The organism is Vibrio sp. 10N.286.49.E11 (assembly GCF_041469505.1).
GTDB classification, from domain to species: Bacteria; Pseudomonadota; Gammaproteobacteria; order Enterobacterales; family Vibrionaceae; genus Vibrio; species Vibrio crassostreae_C.
Genome location: NZ_JBFRKQ010000039.1, coordinates 1 through 18267, shown reverse-complemented (window position 1 = coordinate 18267; position 18267 = coordinate 1). Strand labels below are relative to the sequence as shown.

Genomic DNA, 18267 nt, shown 5'->3' with positions numbered 1-18267 from the left:
ACAGTTAATAAAAATTACTGGAGCCCTTATATGTTCTGTATTCAATGTGAACAAACAATTCAAACCCCAACCGTAAAAGGCTGTTCTTTCGCACAAGGTATGTGTGGTAAAACTTCGGAAGTATCCGACCTTCAAGACGTGTTGGTGCATTCTCTTCAAGGTGTTTCTTTTTGGGCCAATTTGGGCCGTGCGTGTGATGTTATTGATACTGAAATCGACGAGTGGGCGCCAAAAGCGTTTTTCGCAACACTAACCAACGTTAACTTCGACCCTGCTCGTATCATCGAATTCGCACAACAGTCCCATGAATTCAAGCAGCGTTTAGAGCAACAGGTTCGCGCGGCAGCGACATTGATTGGTTTTGAGATCCCAGCGCTTTCTGCTGCTGCTCAATTCGACCTTCCAACAGACTCTTCAGAGCTATTGGCGCTTGCCCCTCAAGCGGCGGTAAACCGTGGTCACGACTCTCAACACGAAGATGTGATTGGTCTTCGCCTTCTTTGCCTATACGGTCTAAAAGGTGCAGCAGCTTACATGGAACACGCACGTGTTCTTGGTCAAACTGATAATGCTATTTTCGCTGAATACCATGAAATCATGGCGTTCCTAGGTACAGATCCATCAGACCTAAAACAACTGTTAGATACGTCTATGCAGATCGGCTTAATGAACTACAAGGTCATGGAAATGTTGGATAAAGGCGAGACAGATACCTTCGGTCACCCTCAACCAACAACCGTGAATGTGAAGACGAAGCGAGGTCACTGTATCCTTGTTTCTGGTCATGACCTGCATGATCTAGAAAAGATCCTTCAACAAACGGAAGGCAAGGGCATTAACGTTTACACCAACGGTGAGATGCTACCTGCACACGGCTACCCTGAACTAAACAAGTACCCACACCTTGCGGGTAACTACGGCAGCGCTTGGCAGAACCAGCAAAAAGAATTTGCGAACTTCCCAGGTGCGATCGTAATGACATCTAACTGTTTGCTTAACCCTGATGTAGGCTCATACGCTGACCGTCTATTTACGCGTAGCATCGTTGGCTGGCCGGGTGTTGCTCACCTTGAAGGTGACGATTTCAGCGCTGTGATCGATTGTGCTCTTGCACAAGAAGGCTTCAAGCATGACGAGATCGAGCAAATGATCACTGTTGGCTTTGGTCGTAACGCACTGATGGAAGCAGCGCCTGCGGTTGTTGAGCAAGTGAAAGAAGGCAACATTAAGCACTTCTTCTTAGTTGGTGGTTGTGACGGCGACAAATCTGAGCGTAGTTACTACACAGATTTCACAGCTCAAGCACCAGAAGATTCAGTAATCCTGACCTTGGCATGTGGTAAGTTCCGTTTTAATAAGAACCAATTTGGCGATATTAACGGTATCCCACGTCTGTTAGATGTTGGTCAATGTAACGATGCTTACTCTGCTATTCAGCTTGCTTTAGCACTGTCTAAAGAGTTTGACTGTGGCATCAACGAACTGCCTCTAACACTTGTTCTTTCTTGGTTCGAGCAAAAAGCGATCGTTATCCTGCTTACTCTGTTTGCTCTTGGTGTGAAAGGCATCTACACAGGCCCAACAGCGCCAGCGTTCCTAACAGAAAACCTACTAAAGATTATTCAAGACGAGTTCGATATGCGTTCTATCTCAACGCCAGAGGAAGATCTTAAAACAATCTTAGCGGCTTAATCTAAGCCAACTCCTAAGCCCCGTTGTTGTGACGTTTTTCAAAAACAGACAACGGCGGGGCTTTTCGATTTAAATCCTTAGTCATTTAATCATCTAGTCATTAGCAAGGTACACGAACTATGTATGCATGGTCGGATAGCGATTCAATCAATTTAGTGTGTTTAAAGAAATGGCATGAGACGCCAGATACGGTCAGCTTTGAGCTTGGCAGCCTTCCACAAGACTTACATTTTAATTTTAAGCCAGGGCAATTTATTACTCTGGGTTTAGATATGCCGACAAAAACGGATTACCGTGCTTATTCAGTGGCTTCTTGCCCGGAAGATAACCGTCTGAAGTTGACGGTCAAGCGTGTGGAAGGTGGCTTGGTTTCGAACTTTATTGTTGATGAGCTTGATGAAGGTGATGAGGTTTCAGTGTTGAAGCCGGCAGGCGCGTTTAACTGTATTGATTGTATACCAACGGCGACAAAGAAAGTAACGCTAGTGAGTGCAGGCTGTGGTATCACACCAGTAATGGCGATGGTCAAGTATTGGCTGTCTCAAGACAGTGACATCGAGATTGATTTCGTCCACATGGCACGCAACAAGCTTGAGACTATCTACTTTCAAGAACTTCATCAGCTCGATGAATTACATGCGAATTTCAACTTAAAACTGCTGCTAAAAGACAACGAAGGAACAACGGCTCCTCAAGGTCGTTTAGATAAAAACTGGTTAGTGAAACTGAGCCCAGATATCTTAGATAGAACGGTTTACCTGTGTGGGCCTGTAGGCTTCATGCAAGACATTGAAAGTTATCTGAAAGAACTTGAGTTCAACATGGATAACTTCTATCAAGAAAGCTTCACTCCTGCTACTCAGAATGCTCAATCAGAAGCGTCAAAAGCCGAAGTTGCTGACGATACGAATAGTGCTGTTAAGGTATTTGTGCCAGCGTTCGGAGCTGAAGTTGAAGCGGAAACTGGTACACCATTGGCGGATTCATTAGAAAAAGCAGGCGTTCCAATTATCATCGCTTGTCGCAGCGGGATTTGTGGCTCGTGTAAATGCAAAGTGACCAAAGGGTCAGTGGAATCAAGCAGCCAAGAGACATTGACGCCAGAACAGATTGAGCAGGGGTACGTGCTTGCATGTTCAAGCTCGATTCAGTCAGATGTTGAGGTTGAGTTATAACAGACGTGAAGCTGTGCAAGGGTGATGAAGACAAGGTCTTGTCATAGCGATAAAAGTTAGGGCGCTAGATGTAAAAAGGCCACCTAGATCAGTTAGAGAGAGCAGATCTAAGTGGCAACCCTCTTGTTTATACGGGGGAGTAAAACAAAAGGGGTTGCGAAGCCCATACAGACTTCGCAGATATAGTTATTATGTTGTGGAGCTTGTTGCGCTGGACGTATCTACAAGAGCGAAGTTGATTAAACTTCAGGGTATGTCTTGTAGCGTACACCCATCATCTGTTCCATACAGTGAACAACTTGGCAGCTGTAGCCAAACTCGTTATCGTACCAAATGTACAGCACGGCACGGTTGTCTTGTGCGATAGTCGCCACACCGTCAACCACACCTGGGTGACGAGAGCCAACCAAGTCGGTAGATACAATCTCAGTCGAGTCTGTGTAATCAATTTGTGCAGACAAAGCAGAAGACAGCGCCATTTCACGCAGGTACTCGTTCAACTCTTCTTTGTTTGTGCCTTTCTCAAGGTTTAGGTTCGCAACTGCCATTGAAACGTTTGGCGTAGGAACGCGAATCGCATTACCTGTTAGCTTACCTTCCATTTCCGGCATCGCTTTTGATACTGCTTTAGCAGCGCCAGTCGATGTCAGTACCATGTTCAATGATGCAGCACGACCACGACGATCACCCGAGTGGAAGTTATCGATTAGGTTTTGATCATTGGTAAATGAGTGCACCGTTTCGATGTGACCAGACAGCACGCCAAACTTGTCGTGAACCGCTTTCAATACTGGCGTGATTGCGTTAGTAGTACAGCTTGCTGCAGAGATGATGGTGTCTTCTGGCTGAATAACATTTTCATTCACACCAAATACCACGTTCTTGATGTCGCCTTTACCAGGTGCAGTCAGTAGCACTTTCTTCGCACCGTTACACGCAACGTGTTGGCTCAGGCCTTCCGCGTCACGCCATACGCCTGTGTTATCAACCACAAGTGCATTTTCAACACCGTAAGCCGTGTAATCCACTTCTTCTGGTTTGTTTGCGTAGATAACTTGGATGAAGTTACCGTTAACGATGATCGCTTTGCGTTCTTGGTCTACAACAATGCTGCCGTTGAATTGGCCGTGTACAGAGTCACGACGAAGCAGGCTTGCACGTTTTTCTAGGTCGCCATCTTTGCCGCCGCGTACAACGATTGCACGTAAACGCAGTGGGTACCCCGGGCCACTTTTCTCGATCAACAGACGAGTTAGCAGTCGGCCAATACGACCAAAACCGTACAATACAACGTCACGAGGTTCTGTCATTGCATCGCCTTCAAGCGATTCGATAAGTGCAGTTTGTAGGAAATCATCCAACCCATGTGTGTGTTCGCGATCTTGCCAGAATGAATGCGCAAGGCGACCAACATCAATACGACATGGAGATAAGTCCATAGAGAGAAGGTGTTGAATGATAGGTTGAGTCTGTTCTGCTGTAAGAGGAGAACCAGTGTAACGTTTTGCGATGCGGTGAGCTTTGATGATGTCGATAGTTGTCGCGTTAACTAAGGTCTTACCAAAGAGGATAACTTCTACGCCTTTTTGACGGTATAACTGACCTAAAGTTGGAGCGATGGATTCAGCAATGGTTTGACTAGTTTGCCAATCTAGGAGGTGCTTTTCGGGACTCATCTTTACTCGGGACCTTTCACGTTAAGTTTCTGCATTCATGGCGGTTGTAGGGAAGCCAATCAGCATAGGGGATTTGAGGCATCAGTCTGTGGTCTCTATTGCCACTTAAATGTGCTGATATACCTTGTGTGTAACTTGTAATTTTTATGTGGCAGGATTGTAAGGTGCGACGGGTTATTCTGCTAGGAAAAATAAATGCAGACAAAATATCTGTAAATTGGCTTTATATTAGCCATAAATCAAGATTTGAACGTAGATAAAGACTATTGACTTTAACAATCTGTAGCACTTATTTTTCGTCAAAAAATACTCAATTCAAAGGATAATATGTAATACAGGTTATATTGAACATTAAAGGTGTGATCGTTAACTCAAGTTACACGTAAACAGTAAACGATAAATAAGGGAATTAACGAGTATTGATGTTCGACCTTTGAATAAGCCTAGCTTGAGTGTGAAAAGTGCATCACGCAAACGATTGGATGTCACAATTTTAACCTAACTATCCACTTTGTTAGCACGCAGAGTCATTATTCACAGTCTAGTTGAGCCGCAGAATGTGGATGTGTACTTGTTATGCCGGTGATAATAACTGGAGAAAACGTCTTTTGTTTACCTTTTGCTCACTGAAACCTCGCTTGTTTAAACCAGTCTTAATAAAAGCACGCCTTTCCGCTTTAAAGCACTTTTCTGGATACCAGTTGGCTTTAATTTTTCGTTCTGGGCTCAGAGTATCATTTGTTCATATCCAATTTGATCAATAACCCCCTGTTAATGTCCTATTCTTAATTTGGGCTAGGTAAATTACTTTCGGGAAGGGAGTCGTTATAAAAATGATAAATATGTCAATTAGATGGCGTCTTATTTTTCTTTCCACGGTTTCTGTACTCATTATGTTCGGGTTTACAGTGAATGAAGTGCTTAAGAACGATGAGAAGATGAATCACCTTGAAACAACGCGTATTAAGGTCGAAGCGCTTCAATTTTTTAATACGGTTTCAAGTGATGCTTATCGATGGTTGGTGCTGTCTAATGATTCCCCTGAGAAAGGTCAGTTGCTTTTAACACTGCAATCAGAACTGGATAGACTGACTCAGTATGGAATGCGACTTCAACGGTTCGACAGCAATTGGAGTATTGACCCTCAGTTAGCTGAATTGAAAAAGTTGTTGATGATCCTAGCTAGTACACCTGAAACGACAGACAGCAGAAAATTGACAGAGCGCGCTTTCGACTTGTTAAAAGACGTGCTGATGGAGCTGTCCGAATATCGCATGGCTTTAGTCGATGGCAATATTGGTCAAGCGGAAGCGATGTTTATCAATCTTACGCATTATGTGTTTTGGACTCAGAGAGAAGCGTGGTTAAGCTTCAGTTTGTATCGCTCGCCCGAGCTAAGAAATCAATATTTATTGAGCTATGTAGGTGCGCTAGAGAGGCAGCAACAGTTGCTTGATACATTTTTCCGCTCTGATACTCGTTCACCTGAAATTAGGCAACTGCTAAACGCGGTCGCCAAAGATGATTTTCAAGACAAATTTATATCTCGAATCCTCAAAGGGGACTTTTCATCACCCGAAATATATCAACACTTGAAAAGCTTAGAGGTTAAAAAACGGGCTATTTCAAACGCGATTGGCGCTTACACCAATCAAATACAGTTTGAACTGACCAAGAATATCGCGTTGCAGAAAAGCCAAACCTTGGTCATGACGTTGCTTATACTCATCGCTTCTGGTGTTTTGATGTGGCTTGGGGTTGCGACATCTCTGCGCTTAAACAGAAACCTGTCGATTATCTTGAAAGGTGTGTCGGAATGCGCTGATAGCTACGGCCAGCCAAAGGTGATTCGTATCCAAGGGAACGATGAGCTTGCCGAGTTCACTGAAACCCTAAATCGAGTGATGGAACGCAACTATCTGCACAACAAAGAGTTGATAACAGCAAAAGAAGACGCGATTTCGGCTAACAAAGCCAAAAGCGCATTCTTAGCAAATATGTCACATGAAATACGCACACCACTTAACGGGATCATTGGCATGGCTGAGATCTTATCTCAAAGCCAACTGAGCCCAAATCAACAAGAAGTACTGGGGGATATCGAATCGTCCTCTCACTCTTTACTGGTGCTGCTGAATGACATACTCGACCTGTCTAAAATCGAGTCGGGTAACTTGATGTTGTCACGACACAATGCTGATTTGCGAGAAGCGGTTTATGACTCTGTGAGTGTGATTCAGTCTAAAGCGATAAGTAAGGATATTGAGCTCGACATCAATATCGATTATCAAACGCCGTCACAACTGTTTTTCGATGAGTACCGCGTGAGACAGGTGCTGACCAATCTGCTTTCTAATGCCATCAAATTTACGTCTAAGGGCACAATTACAACTGACATTGCTTATACACCTATGTCTATGGGCAGGGGCAAGCTTGAATGCAGCGTGTCTGATACCGGGATTGGGATTGAGCCCGAGAAGTTAGAGTCCATATTTGAACCTTTCACTCAAGAAGATGGCAGCATTACCCGTCAATTTGGCGGTACGGGGTTAGGGCTTGCGATTTGTCGACAGCTTGTTGATTTGATGGGTGGTTACATTACCGCGCGTTCAGTGAAAGGAGAGGGCTCGACATTCACTTTTTGTTTGTATGTCGATGTTGTAGAAGCGCCTGTTCAAACTTTCGATAACCTGAGCCGAGCGACCATCATCTCGAACTCTTTCAATTACCTCGATCAGCTCGTTAAAGAGTGTGAGCGTTTGAATGTTCGAGCCAATGTGGTGTCATCCATTGCTGCCCTTAGTGAAAGTGTAAAAGAAAGTGACTTCATACTTTATTGTCATACCTTGCACCACTCTATGGAAAAAGATCTTGCGACGTTGAAGGTGATATATCCTCTTGCTCGCGTCATCGTTTGTCAGCATCACCTATTTAAAACCAACCTAATCAGAGAAACGGTCCACTCGACTCATACCTTGCCATTCTTGGGCCGACGTTTCTTAACCAGCTTACAATCTCTCGATGTGGGCGAAGAGCAAACGCCTCAAGTGGAAGCAAAAGATGAAGAAGTTCGCTCTCTGAATCGACGCATTTTGATCGTTGAAGACAATCTGATGAATCAAAAAATAGCGAGCTTCTTCCTTGAGCAAGCGGGTTATGAATATTTGATTGCCAGTAATGGCCAAGAAGCGGTGGATGTCATCACCCAGGGTGCTCAGTTTGATGCAGTCTTAATGGACTGCATGATGCCTGTTATGGATGGCATAACGGCGACTCGTGCGATACGTCAGTGGGAAGCCGATCAACAAGTCACACCATTACCCATCATAGCTTTAACCGCCAGTGTTCTAGAAGAAGACATCAAAGATTGTTTTGAAGCCGGTATGAACGCCTACTTACCTAAACCCTATAAATCTCACCAGCTGTACGATCTTTTCAGTAGCCTTGATATTGTCTAGGGCTCCCGTATCAAGGCTAGCGCGGCGCTACTTAACGAACTTCCAATCCAAGGTTGTATTGTGCAAGGCAACGACCGACATAGCTGATGTTCAGCAAGGCTGCGACTAAGATGGTGCTGATGTGGGCGACGATTTGAATTGGCAGTGAGAAGTGATCGGCCATTGGATAAGCAACAATAATACTGAGAAGCATAAGCAAGGTTGTGATAGCTAGACTGAAGTTTGAAACAGAAAGCAGAGTTTGAAAGCGTTGAGTCATCGTCTTCATATTGAATTCCTAATTGCTATTAATAATTATGATACTTGTTATTAATATCAGTTAGCGTTCCAGTTTTAATTTACATTTAAAATCATAATCTTATGTAATTTCGCTTGTTTTTAGAGTCTAAGTGACACGTGCGAATTGCAGGTCTTTATGACTTGATCGTGTTTCTTTACCATTGTCTAAACCCACAAGTATCGATGTGGAATCGAACACCTGAATATAAACCAAGCCCAACATTATTTTTTTGCCCGAATTCCGAATGAATCTTTTTAAGTTTCACGTGTAGATCTTCGCGAGTAATGTCATTTGCAGGCACTAGGTCTAAGGCACAAAACTCTAAGTGCTTACTTCGCAGTGCACCACCAGCTTGTTGATTGTAGATATCGGTTCGCTCTCCAGATACTGGTATAACAACACCGATTTCAGGCTCAATATATTGTTGTATGTACTTCAGGGTATTGATCATGTTTGGCACATGTTTCTTATTTGGGAGGGTAAACAAGGTTGTATTACTCATTGCCCAATCCGTCCCTTGCAATAGAACGAGATGCAGAGGCATGCTCTGAGTAACGCCATTGTCCTTGAGTTGTTGTCCGATTGCTCTCACTTGGTCTTGAGCGTGATTGAGGAGCATCCAACCTCGAAATGCTGATCGGGTCGGAACCTTGTAGCCATGAACATCGACCACGAGATCGTCATAAGTGATTTCGGTTTCTTCGGTATAAAGTTTCTCAAATTTGTCAGGGTAAGGTTGTGTCGTTGATAACGCCAAGGTAATCAGAATACTTCCGTACATAAAGTCTCTCCATCGCTAGTGTACACTCGTTATTTAGTTTGATACTGTTGTTGAGTTTCATTCATTTTGTTTAGGTACGCTTAAGCCTAGACGGTTAGGTTTAGATGCTTAAGTATAGACGCTGGAGTTTAGGTAAAAAAAAACCCACTACTAAGAGTGGGTTACTAACATTGTTACAAGTAAATTAGCGAGGTTAGATTACTTCTTACCTTGGATTTGCTTGTCTTCTTCTGTCAGTTCACGAATGCGACGGCTGATGTCACGGCGAGCTTTAGAAATCTCAGCGCTCTTGATGATGTGGTCATCAACACGGTCTTCGTAGTCAGCTTTCATATTTTTGATAATGCCTAGGATCTCGTCGTGGGTCATCTCTGGCTTGATGTAATCAAGTAGGTTATCAAGAAGGTCGACACGCTTACGGTTGTCACGAACTTTCTTTTCGTTGTCTAAAAGTTCACGCTTAAGTTTGTTCTTACGTCGTGCTTGGTTAACAATTTCAAATACGCTGCTCATAGATTCCTTTTCCTATTCGTCAAATACGTTGTCTGCTTCTGATTAAAGCACATCAATTGATGATGTAACAGTCTTTAGATCAAAGCAAAAGTAAGGTTGTTTAATTATTCGTCACTCTCGCTGATGTGTGATTGTTTTTATCTTACCGTTCAAGTTAGTATCCCATGTAGATACTGCATTGATACGAAATGTGAAATGAATCAACAACAATTGGAAAACGAAGAATTGGACGAGAATGTCACTGAATCTTCAGCAGAACAAAACAAGCTTCGTGATGCGTATGTACAAGAGCGTACTTATTTGGAAGTCGTGGAAATAGAGCTAAACCGTTCTAAGATCATAATGATTGATGAACAGGGCAGAAAGAAACGAGTACCAATTTTGTCTGAACACTAGTTACTGCATTGTTAGGTGTTGAGATGGAATTATCAAAATAATAAAAAGGAAAAACGATGAACACAGTACTTTCCCCAATTGAAGCGAGAATTATCGGTTGTTTGATCGAGAAAGAAGTCACTACTCCCGATCATTACCCACTGACACTGAACAGTTTAACCACGGCATGCAATCAAAAGAGTAACCGTGAACCTGTTCTCTCTCTTTCTGAGTCAGATGTTTTAGATGCAGTTGATGGTTTAATCGGACGTCGCATGGTGAGTGATGAGAGCAGCTTCAATAGCCGTGTTAATAAGTATCAGCATCGTTTCTGCAACACTGAGTTCGGCGATCTGCAATTTACAGAGCAAGAGCGTGCAATCATCTGCTGTATGTTACTGCGCGGTGCGCAAACACCCGGTGAACTTCGTACTCGAACGGGTCGCCTTGCAAACTTTAGTGATGTGAAAGAAGTAGAAGCAACATTAGACAAACTCGCTGCAAGAGAAGCAGGTGCCTTGGTTGTGAAGCTACCACGTGAAGCGGGTAAACGTGAATCACGCTACCAGCACTTATTGAGTGGTGAAGTGGATGTTGAAGCGTTTGCGACGGCATCGGTAAGTACGGCTGCACCCTCTGCAACGAGCGAAAAGTTTGAAGAGCTTGAATCAGAAGTCGCAAGCCTACGTGAAGAAGTGGCAGAGCTTAAGGCTCTGGTTGAATCACTGCTTTAGATGTCTGAGTCTGATAAAAATGCGGATTGGGTCGTGTACTTAATCCGCAATCGTCACAATGCCCTTTATTGTGGCGTGACGAGTAATTTAGAACGTCGATTTGAACAACATCAAACGGGTAAAGGTGCCAAAGCGTTAAAAGGTAAAGGCCCACTTAAGCTAGTTTGGAGTTTTGGTGTTGGATCAAAAAGTGAGGCGTTGAAAACCGAATACGCGATCAAACAACTACCAAAATCTCGCAAAGAAAAATTGGTATCACTCAAACTAATTATTGAGTGGCAACAAGACAGAATTCAATATATCGAAGTCTCATAATTCATAGCTAAAATGTTTGTTATTGATTAAATCTTAATAATGTAAGGGACTATAATAAATCAATATAAGTCTATGAATTTTAACGGTAATCACTCTTGCTGTGAATGGGCTTAAATCATCATTGAACTCGTTGTTCTTAATCTCCATTCCAAATTAACATATTGCTCATTTAGAATGTCGTTCTAATTAGTGTTCGGCGCTATCATTTATCATCGTTGTCCTACATAATATCCACTAGCCATACAAAGAGATGGTGTCATGCTAGGTTAAAAAATGAGCCAAAGTAGCTCATATAAAACGAGAAAAATATGAAACGTTTACTGATGTTGTTTGGACTTGCCGTATTTTCTGCGTCCGCTCTCTCCCATGGTACTCATGTCCTCAATGGGTACTGGGAATACCAAGATTATCTTTCCAAGTTTCCAGAACAAAAAATATTGACCGATAAAATGGTCGAAGCAGTGCAAAACCATCCTGTGCCATTGAGGCGACCTCAAGATCGACCTATCACGATCTCGGTTGTGTATCCGGGCCAACAGATCTCGGATTACTGGGTTCGTAATATTCAAGCTTTTGAGAAGCGTCTCGATAGGCTGAAGATCCGCTACCAAATAAATCAAGTATTTACCCGTATTAATGCCGATCTCGCGCAGCAGAGTATTTCGTTGCAAGAAGCGATTGAAAACAAGACGGATTATTTGATTTTCACGCTAGATACCACGCGCCACCGCAAGTTTATCGAGCACGTGTTGACCTCTACAGACACCAAACTGATTCTTCAAAATATCACGACGCCAGTGCGAGCTTGGGCAGATAGACAGCCATTTATGTATGTGGGTTTTGACCATGCGACAGGCAGTTTAAAACTGGCGGACTATTTTAAACAAGTAAGTCCGCCAGACAGTAAGTATTCTGTTTTGTATTACTCACAAGGCTATATCAGTGATGCGCGTGGAGATACTTTTATCCATGAAGTGAATACGGATACCAACTTTACCCTTAAGTCTTCGTTTTACACAAAATCAAACAAAGACAGTGGCTACCAAGCGGCTAAAATCAGCATAGAGAACGATAAGGATCTAGACTTTATCTATGCATGTTCAACGGATGTCGCTCTCGGTGCAATGGAAGCGATTCGTGAATCGGGCCAAGACATCTTAGTGAATGGTTGGGGAGGCGGCTCTGCTGAACTTGAAGCCATTGCAAGGGGCGACCTAGATGTTACTGTCATGCGTATGAACGACGATACAGGCATTGCAATGGCAGAGGCGATCAAGTGGGATCTAGCCGGTTTGGAAGTGCCTACCGTTTACTCTGGTGAATTTGAAATTGTCACCAAGGAAGATTCCCCAGAACGTATTTCAGAACTTAAACAGCGAGCATTTAGGTACTCAGGTCACTAATGAAGAAAAGTTACGCCAGTACACCTAGAAACACTTTAGCTAGACTCATTACGCGTATCGTTATTTTGGTGATAGGCGTGATGGCACTTGGCGTGCTTATTCATAATTATGAAACCAGCAGTAATATCGTACAGCAAGAGACGAATCGAACGGTACAGCAAACCTCAAGCCTGATCCAAAACATGTTTGATTATCGTTTGTCGGTGCTGCAAATCCATCAAGACAGTAGCTCACACAGTGAAACTCTCAGAGAGTACTTTGATACGGGTAATGACGAGACTCTGAGCTACTTTTTCTTTGGTGTTGACCAACGTGAACCGGATCATGCACCAGATTTACGCTTTGTCTCAACCCACGATGGTTTGGCTTGGGAAGACGGCAACAGTCAATTTTATGGTTTGGATGAGTCCAACTTAAAGCATATTTCTGATGAGGTTTCGTTCAGCAGTAATTGGCATTTTATTAAACTGAGGACAGATATAGGTAAGCGTCACTTGTTGGCTCGCCGTACCCCTATTGTTGATAACGCTACTGGGGAAGTCCTTGGTCAACTCTATATCGCCATTGTGCTTGACAACAACTTCTCTTTGGCTGAGTCAATCCAACAGGGCAGTAATAGCGAAAATATCGTGATTGAAGCGCACGGTACACCGGTGACATCGACATTCAGTGGTGATGAAAGCTACACCATTACTGACATCCTCAATTACCAAATGTACGAACAGTTGCCGCGTCATTTCGTTACCATCGCAACCATTAAGATTAATGCTGTTGAAACTCCTTTAATCATTCGAGTTGTTCAAAAAAATAATAATTTCATTGCGTTAGAAGAGAATTATCAGCGTGCGATCATCGTGGTGATTGTGGTGATCATATTGATGTCTTTTTTTGCTCGAACTTGGATTCAAAAGAGAGTCTCAGCCGAGCTTGATAAGCTAATGGACTTTACTCGTTCGGCAAGTGCTAGCGAAGAGTACAACAAGTTCGATGGCTCTAACATTTTCGAATTTCATCATATTGGTTGTACTCTTGAAGACACCTTTGAGCGCTTATCTGAACAGAATCAAAAATTCCAAGATCTCTTTAACTTTGCTCATTCGCCTATCTTAGTTTGGTCTGAAAAAGGCGATTTGATTCAGATGAACCCCGCCGCTCGCATGGCGTTGTTCGATGCTGATGACAATTATGGTCCAATTGCCCAAGAGTTTGAGCAGCGAATGCTGCCTAATATTCAAATGGTGGTTCGGGGTTCTAAACTGACGGGTATTAACGTACCCATTGGTGAAAAGGTGTTTCGTTGGAACATGTCTGCTATTCGCGTGGAACACGGCATCACAGGAGTGGTGGTACAAGGGCAAGATATTACTAAGCTAATCGAGGCGGAAAGACAGGCTGATCGAGCAAGAGAAGAAGCTGAGCATCTTGCGAATGTGCGAGCAGACTTCTTAGCTAAGATGAGTCATGAGATTCGCACGCCGCTCAACGGTATTCTCGGTGTGTCTCAGCTGCTCAAGCGCTCTATGCACAATGAAGATAATCGCGAGCAGGTGGATGTACTGTGTAATAGTGCGGAACATTTACTGGCGGTACTTAACGATATCTTGGACTTCTCAAAGATTGAGCAAGGGCAGTTTAATATTCAAAAGAAAGACTTCCGTTTAGGGGAGTTAGTTAATACCTTAGACAGCATCTATCGACCGCTGTGTGAAGATAAATCCGTCGAATTTACCATTGTGAATCACTTGGTTGATGACATTGAAATCAATACCGACCAAGTACGCCTCAATCAGATCATGTTTAATCTGTTGAGTAATGCTTTTAAATTCACTCATCAAGGCGGTATCTCCGTCAGCTTTGAGCTCGAGAGTATCTTTAACTCCGATCACGCCAGCTTGATCGTTCGAGTGAAAGATTCTGGCATTGGTATTGATGAAAGCAAAATTGATGCTGTTTTTGAACCCTTTGTTCAAGCCGAAGAGACCACCACTCGTGAATATGGTGGCACTGGTTTAGGACTTACAATTGTAAAAAATCTGGTCGATATGCTGGAAGGGGACATTCAAGTCCGCAGCGTGATAGGTCAAGGCTCAGAGCTCACGATAGAAATTCCTGTAGTCGTACACGCCAAGCCGCTATTAGTCGATGCTAAGCAACAAGCTGAGGTTGAGCCAGAGGCGTTGTTTAGTCGACCTTTGAATGTGTTGCTGGTGGAAGACAATCACACCAACGCCTTTATTGCTCAGGCTTTCTGTAAGAAATATGGCATGGTCGTCACCTGGGCAAAAGATGGCTTAGAAGCGATTGAGATGGCTAAGACGATTACCTATGACTTGATCTTGATGGATAACCAACTCCCTAATCTCGGTGGTGTTGAAACCACTCAGCAGCTAAGAGGTGAGATTGGTGTGTCAGCCCCTATTTATGCGTGTACCGCTGATGCTCAAGAGTCAACTAGAGACAGCTTTATGGCCGCAGGGGCGAATTACGTGATTGTAAAGCCGATTAAAGAAGAGTCGCTCCACCAAGCGTTTGTTCATTTCAAAAACTCATACTGGAATGACACAGAGCACTAGGCTTTAACTTAGTGCTCTTTAATGGAGTCTGTTGAAGAGAAGTAACTAATTTTCTGCCTTTATATCGAGCCAGCGACAAAGGCTTGTTCCAATAGCAGCGTTTTCAACTCATCACTCATATCTAGGTGTTCAGGGAATTGGATACCTAGCAACCGGCCTTGTCTTTGCCTTTTCTTACTTACCACCTTGTAGACAAGATCGTCATCTAAGTACTCATTTAAGTCAGAATTGACTTTTATCTTCCAGCCGACATCAATATCTGATTGCTGGGTAAGATAGATACCGCACCCTGACGCTGAAAAGTCGACTAGTGTGGCATCCAGCGACAAGGTATCAAAAGTGACTTCACAGCTGAGACGTACTTTATACCTTTCGTGTTCACGAATAGGCTTGGTTGCAAAGTTTGAGGGTGGGCGAAGGAAGATTAGATGTGCTGGAGAGGTGATATGAGCCAGTACATTGGTTTTGAACGCGACAATGTGTCCAAGTTCGGTGTCGGTAATCGCACGAACAATAATATCAACGTTTGTGAGCTTTCTCAGCGTCAGTGCTTCTGTCGCTTTTTGCGTAAGCTCTAGGATGAGGTACTGATCTTCTTTGTGTCCGATATAAAGTGTACTGATCTGGATTGAGTCGTCTGGGCCAAATTCCAATACACCTGCTGTTTTTGTACCTGGCTTTAGGTATCTGAACAGTTCTAAGTTTTTATCTTTATGCATATTCGTTACTGAACAATGTTAATCGTTTGATAAAATAATATAACGCCCTGATAAAACTATGTCATTAGTTTCATTGAAGTAATTAGCAGCGTACAACAAAAAAGTGAATCGCTATCTCAAGTAAACAACGGCTTACTCTTGTCGTAAAACAAGATACACTGCTGACAGATATATACTTGATGGAGAAATAGTAAATGGAACTGGAAACCTTATTGAATACTCTGGCTGAAACCCCAGAGGCCGTGCAATTTGAAGATACAATGCAAGTGATCGAAGCTTACTATGATTTTTCTGAGCGCGAATTTCGCAATGGTGAGGTAGTGAACGCTGCAGGGCAGAATAATGGTTCGTGTAAGATTTTTGCTTTTGGTTTAGAACAAAGCCTATCAGCAGAGCAAACACTTGCTTGTTTTGGTCAATTTTATCGTAACGACGTGCTAGGTTTTCCTGAGAACAGCGACCATCAAAATATTCGTAACTTTATGGTTCATGGCTGGAATGGTATCCAGTTTTCTCAGCCTGCGCTGGTTGCAAAAGTGAAGTAGACACTAACCAGGTAACGATTAGGTCGAAATTTAATCTCAGTATTTTGAAGCGAGAAAACAACCTCTCGCTTTTTTTGTCTATGTTGAACTGGCTAGTAACTTGCTATCCAGTAACTTACTAAATGGGCTCTAAACTACTGAACGGGCAGGGCAGACAAGCACTTACGACACATACAAACTCCAGCCTTTGGAATATCGCTAGTATCTCGTTTTTCTAACTCAAAACACCAACACGTCTCTTTGCCCGCACTGATATCGCATTGAGCTGGCTCATTACACTGTGGACATTGGTGAGTCGAACTCGCGCCACTAAGATTATCCATAACCGACGTTTGCTCTTCTTCAGATAAGCCTTTCCAACCTATAATTTCATCCATTGTTCGAAAGCAGCCACTACACATTCCGCCATTATTTTTACAAGCCGCTCGGCAAGGTGTTTTCATTTCTCTAACCTGTGATTCATTTGGGCTGAAATGTAGCATATTTGTTTCTTCTTGAAGAGCCGTTAAGCTAAGAAATTACTCAGTTAAATTTAGAAATGACCTCGTAATTTTTAGGCTTTTCATGTAGCATCTCGCCCCTTTTGTTGAGTGGGGGATATTATGTTTATTGGATTTGATTATGGAACAGCGAACTGTTCTGTCGCGGCGATGGTTAATGGAGAGCCAAGCCTGTTACCGCTCGAAGGTAACAACCACTATATTCCCTCAACCGTGTTTGCGCCTACTCGTGAGAGTGTTTCTGAACATCTATTCCGCCACTTGAATATCAAGCCGAGTGATGCGATCGGTGAGCAAGTGTTACGACGTGCGATCGCTCTGAACAGAGAAGAGAGTATCGACTTAGTGCCAGAAGACATGGCATTTGGTCAGGCTGCGTTGGACTTATATTTAGAAGACCCTCGCGATGTTTATTATGTTAAGTCCCCTAAATCTTTCCTTGGCGCGAGTGGACTGCATGATGTGCAGGTGAGCTTTTTCGAAGATTTAGTGTGCGCCATGATGGCAAATATCAAGAATCAAGCCGAACTCACGACTCAAGAGCAGATCAAGCAAGCTGTTATCGGCCGACCAATTAACTTCCACGGTCGAGGTGGTGAAGAGGCGAACAGACAAGCTGAAGACATACTGTCTCGCGCAGCTAAGCGTGCCGGTTTCCTTGATATCGCTTTTCAATTTGAGCCCGTAGCCGCAGGCCTTGATTACGAAAGCACATTAACTGAAAACCAAACAGTATTGGTTGTTGATATTGGCGGTGGTACCACCGATTGCTCATTATTAGAAATGGGACCAACGTGGTCTGGTAAAGCGGATCGTACCCAGAGCTTGTTGGCACACAGTGGGCAAAGGGTAGGGGGGAATGACCTCGATATCTATCTTGCATTCAAACAACTGATGTCACCTTTTGGTATGGGCAGCAAAGGCATTTCGGGTATTGATATGCCACTGACTCAATTCTGGAACCCAATTGCGATTAATAATGTTGAAGCTCAAAAGAACTTCTATTCAAGAGAAAACCTAGCGGCATTAAAATTACTTCGTAAAGAAGCGTCAGAGCCTCAAAAGCTAGAACGTTTGATGAAGGTTTATCACGACACTTTGGGTTACGGTATTGTGCGTAGAGCGGAAGAGGCCAAGATTGCGCTGGCAGAATCCCCTCAATATCGTGCTGCGATTAATGTTGCCTCTGAACTGGTCGAGGTAGATATCTCAGTCGAACAGATGGTTGAAGCGATTGAAACACCAAAGTCTAAGATGATTGAGTTGGTTAAAGAAGCGATTCAACAAGGCCAGAAAAAGCCAGACGTAATCTACATGACGGGTGGTTCCGCTCGTTCACCGATACTTCGTGAAGCCGTACAACAAGCTGTGCCGAATGTACCGATTGTGAGTGGTAATTACTTCGGTTCAGTAACTGCAGGTTTAGCTCGTTGGGCTGAGGTTTGCTTCAAATAAGAGTTCAATGATGAGTTATGAAGGGCAACCAGTCGCTGATTGGTTGCCCTTTTTTTGGTGCGCCGAGCATGGC

Annotated in this window: 16 protein-coding genes; 10 read left to right on the top strand and 6 right to left on the bottom strand. The window is 43.4% G+C overall.

What is annotated here, in order from left to right:
- The first annotated feature begins 30 nt into the window (after positions 1–30).
- Together hcp and AB4167_RS08650 are read left to right on the top strand one after the other, a co-directional pair.
- Complete coding sequence (gene hcp, locus AB4167_RS08655; protein WP_102397948.1) at positions 31–1692, top strand: hydroxylamine reductase; 1662 nt, start codon at positions 31–33, stop codon at positions 1690–1692.
- A gap of 119 nt (positions 1693–1811) precedes the next feature.
- On the top strand, positions 1812–2867 hold the full coding sequence (locus tag AB4167_RS08650; RefSeq protein WP_102397947.1) for a hybrid-cluster NAD(P)-dependent oxidoreductase: 1056 nt from the start codon (positions 1812–1814) through the stop codon (positions 2865–2867).
- A gap of 239 nt (positions 2868–3106) precedes the next feature.
- Here the strand turns inward: AB4167_RS08650 and AB4167_RS08645 are convergent, their stop codons facing one another.
- Complete coding sequence (locus AB4167_RS08645; protein ID WP_017061774.1) at positions 3107–4543, bottom strand: glyceraldehyde-3-phosphate dehydrogenase; 1437 nt, start codon at positions 4541–4543, stop codon at positions 3107–3109.
- Positions 4544–5436: 893 nt separating this feature from the next.
- On the opposite strand from AB4167_RS08645, the gene AB4167_RS08640 reads away from it, so the two are divergent.
- Positions 5437–8001 (top strand): ATP-binding protein, encoded by a 2565-nt coding sequence (locus AB4167_RS08640; RefSeq protein WP_017068648.1) that lies wholly within the window; start codon positions 5437–5439, stop codon positions 7999–8001.
- 31 nt (positions 8002–8032) lie between these two features.
- Here the strand turns inward: AB4167_RS08640 and AB4167_RS08635 are convergent, their stop codons facing one another.
- From AB4167_RS08635 to AB4167_RS08625, 3 genes are all read right to left on the bottom strand, one after another.
- On the bottom strand, positions 8033–8269 hold the full coding sequence (locus AB4167_RS08635; protein WP_017061772.1) for a hypothetical protein: 237 nt from the start codon (positions 8267–8269) through the stop codon (positions 8033–8035).
- A gap of 166 nt (positions 8270–8435) precedes the next feature.
- Entirely contained in the window at positions 8436–9062 is a 627-nt protein-coding gene (locus AB4167_RS08630) for a D-Ala-D-Ala carboxypeptidase family metallohydrolase (protein ID WP_372136405.1), read from the bottom strand.
- 198 nt (positions 9063–9260) lie between these two features.
- On the bottom strand, positions 9261–9575 hold the full coding sequence (locus AB4167_RS08625) for a DUF496 family protein (protein WP_004742367.1): 315 nt from the start codon (positions 9573–9575) through the stop codon (positions 9261–9263).
- A gap of 195 nt (positions 9576–9770) precedes the next feature.
- Here AB4167_RS08625 and AB4167_RS08620 point away from each other — a divergent pair, with 195 nt between their 5' ends.
- From AB4167_RS08620 to luxQ, 5 genes are all read left to right on the top strand, one after another.
- A complete protein-coding gene (locus tag AB4167_RS08620; protein WP_017061770.1) occupies positions 9771–9971 on the top strand; it encodes a hypothetical protein in 201 nt (66 codons plus the stop codon).
- 56 nt (positions 9972–10027) lie between these two features.
- Entirely contained in the window at positions 10028–10684 is a 657-nt protein-coding gene (locus tag AB4167_RS08615) for a YceH family protein (protein ID WP_372136404.1), read from the top strand.
- Positions 10685–10999 (top strand): GIY-YIG nuclease family protein, encoded by a 315-nt coding sequence (locus AB4167_RS08610; RefSeq protein WP_372136403.1) that lies wholly within the window; start codon positions 10685–10687, stop codon positions 10997–10999.
- 308 nt (positions 11000–11307) lie between these two features.
- On the top strand, positions 11308–12402 hold the full coding sequence (locus tag AB4167_RS08605; RefSeq protein ID WP_017064849.1) for an autoinducer 2-binding periplasmic protein LuxP: 1095 nt from the start codon (positions 11308–11310) through the stop codon (positions 12400–12402).
- Positions 12402–14975, top strand: coding sequence for a quorum-sensing autoinducer 2 sensor kinase/phosphatase LuxQ (gene luxQ, locus AB4167_RS08600; RefSeq protein WP_372136402.1), 2574 nt, complete (start codon positions 12402–12404; stop codon positions 14973–14975). Before AB4167_RS08605 ends, luxQ begins: the two co-directional genes overlap by 1 nt.
- Positions 14976–15034: 59 nt before the next feature.
- Here luxQ and AB4167_RS08595 read toward each other — a convergent pair whose 3' ends face one another.
- Positions 15035–15694: a PilZ domain-containing protein gene (locus AB4167_RS08595; RefSeq protein WP_102332012.1), complete on the bottom strand. Its 660-nt coding sequence runs from the start codon at positions 15692–15694 to the stop codon at positions 15035–15037.
- Between the two features lie 194 nt (positions 15695–15888).
- On the opposite strand from AB4167_RS08595, the gene AB4167_RS08590 reads away from it, so the two are divergent.
- On the top strand, positions 15889–16239 hold the full coding sequence (locus tag AB4167_RS08590) for a HopJ type III effector protein (protein WP_136982707.1): 351 nt from the start codon (positions 15889–15891) through the stop codon (positions 16237–16239).
- A 134-nt stretch (positions 16240–16373) separates the two neighbouring features.
- On the opposite strand, the gene AB4167_RS08585 is transcribed toward AB4167_RS08590, so the two are convergent.
- Positions 16374–16682 (bottom strand): DUF1289 domain-containing protein, encoded by a 309-nt coding sequence (locus AB4167_RS08585; protein ID WP_080582242.1) that lies wholly within the window; start codon positions 16680–16682, stop codon positions 16374–16376.
- 159 nt (positions 16683–16841) lie between these two features.
- Here AB4167_RS08585 and yegD point away from each other — a divergent pair, with 159 nt between their 5' ends.
- Positions 16842–18194: a molecular chaperone gene (gene yegD, locus AB4167_RS08580; protein ID WP_017064846.1), complete on the top strand. Its 1353-nt coding sequence runs from the start codon at positions 16842–16844 to the stop codon at positions 18192–18194.
- Positions 18195–18267 lie beyond the last annotated feature (73 nt).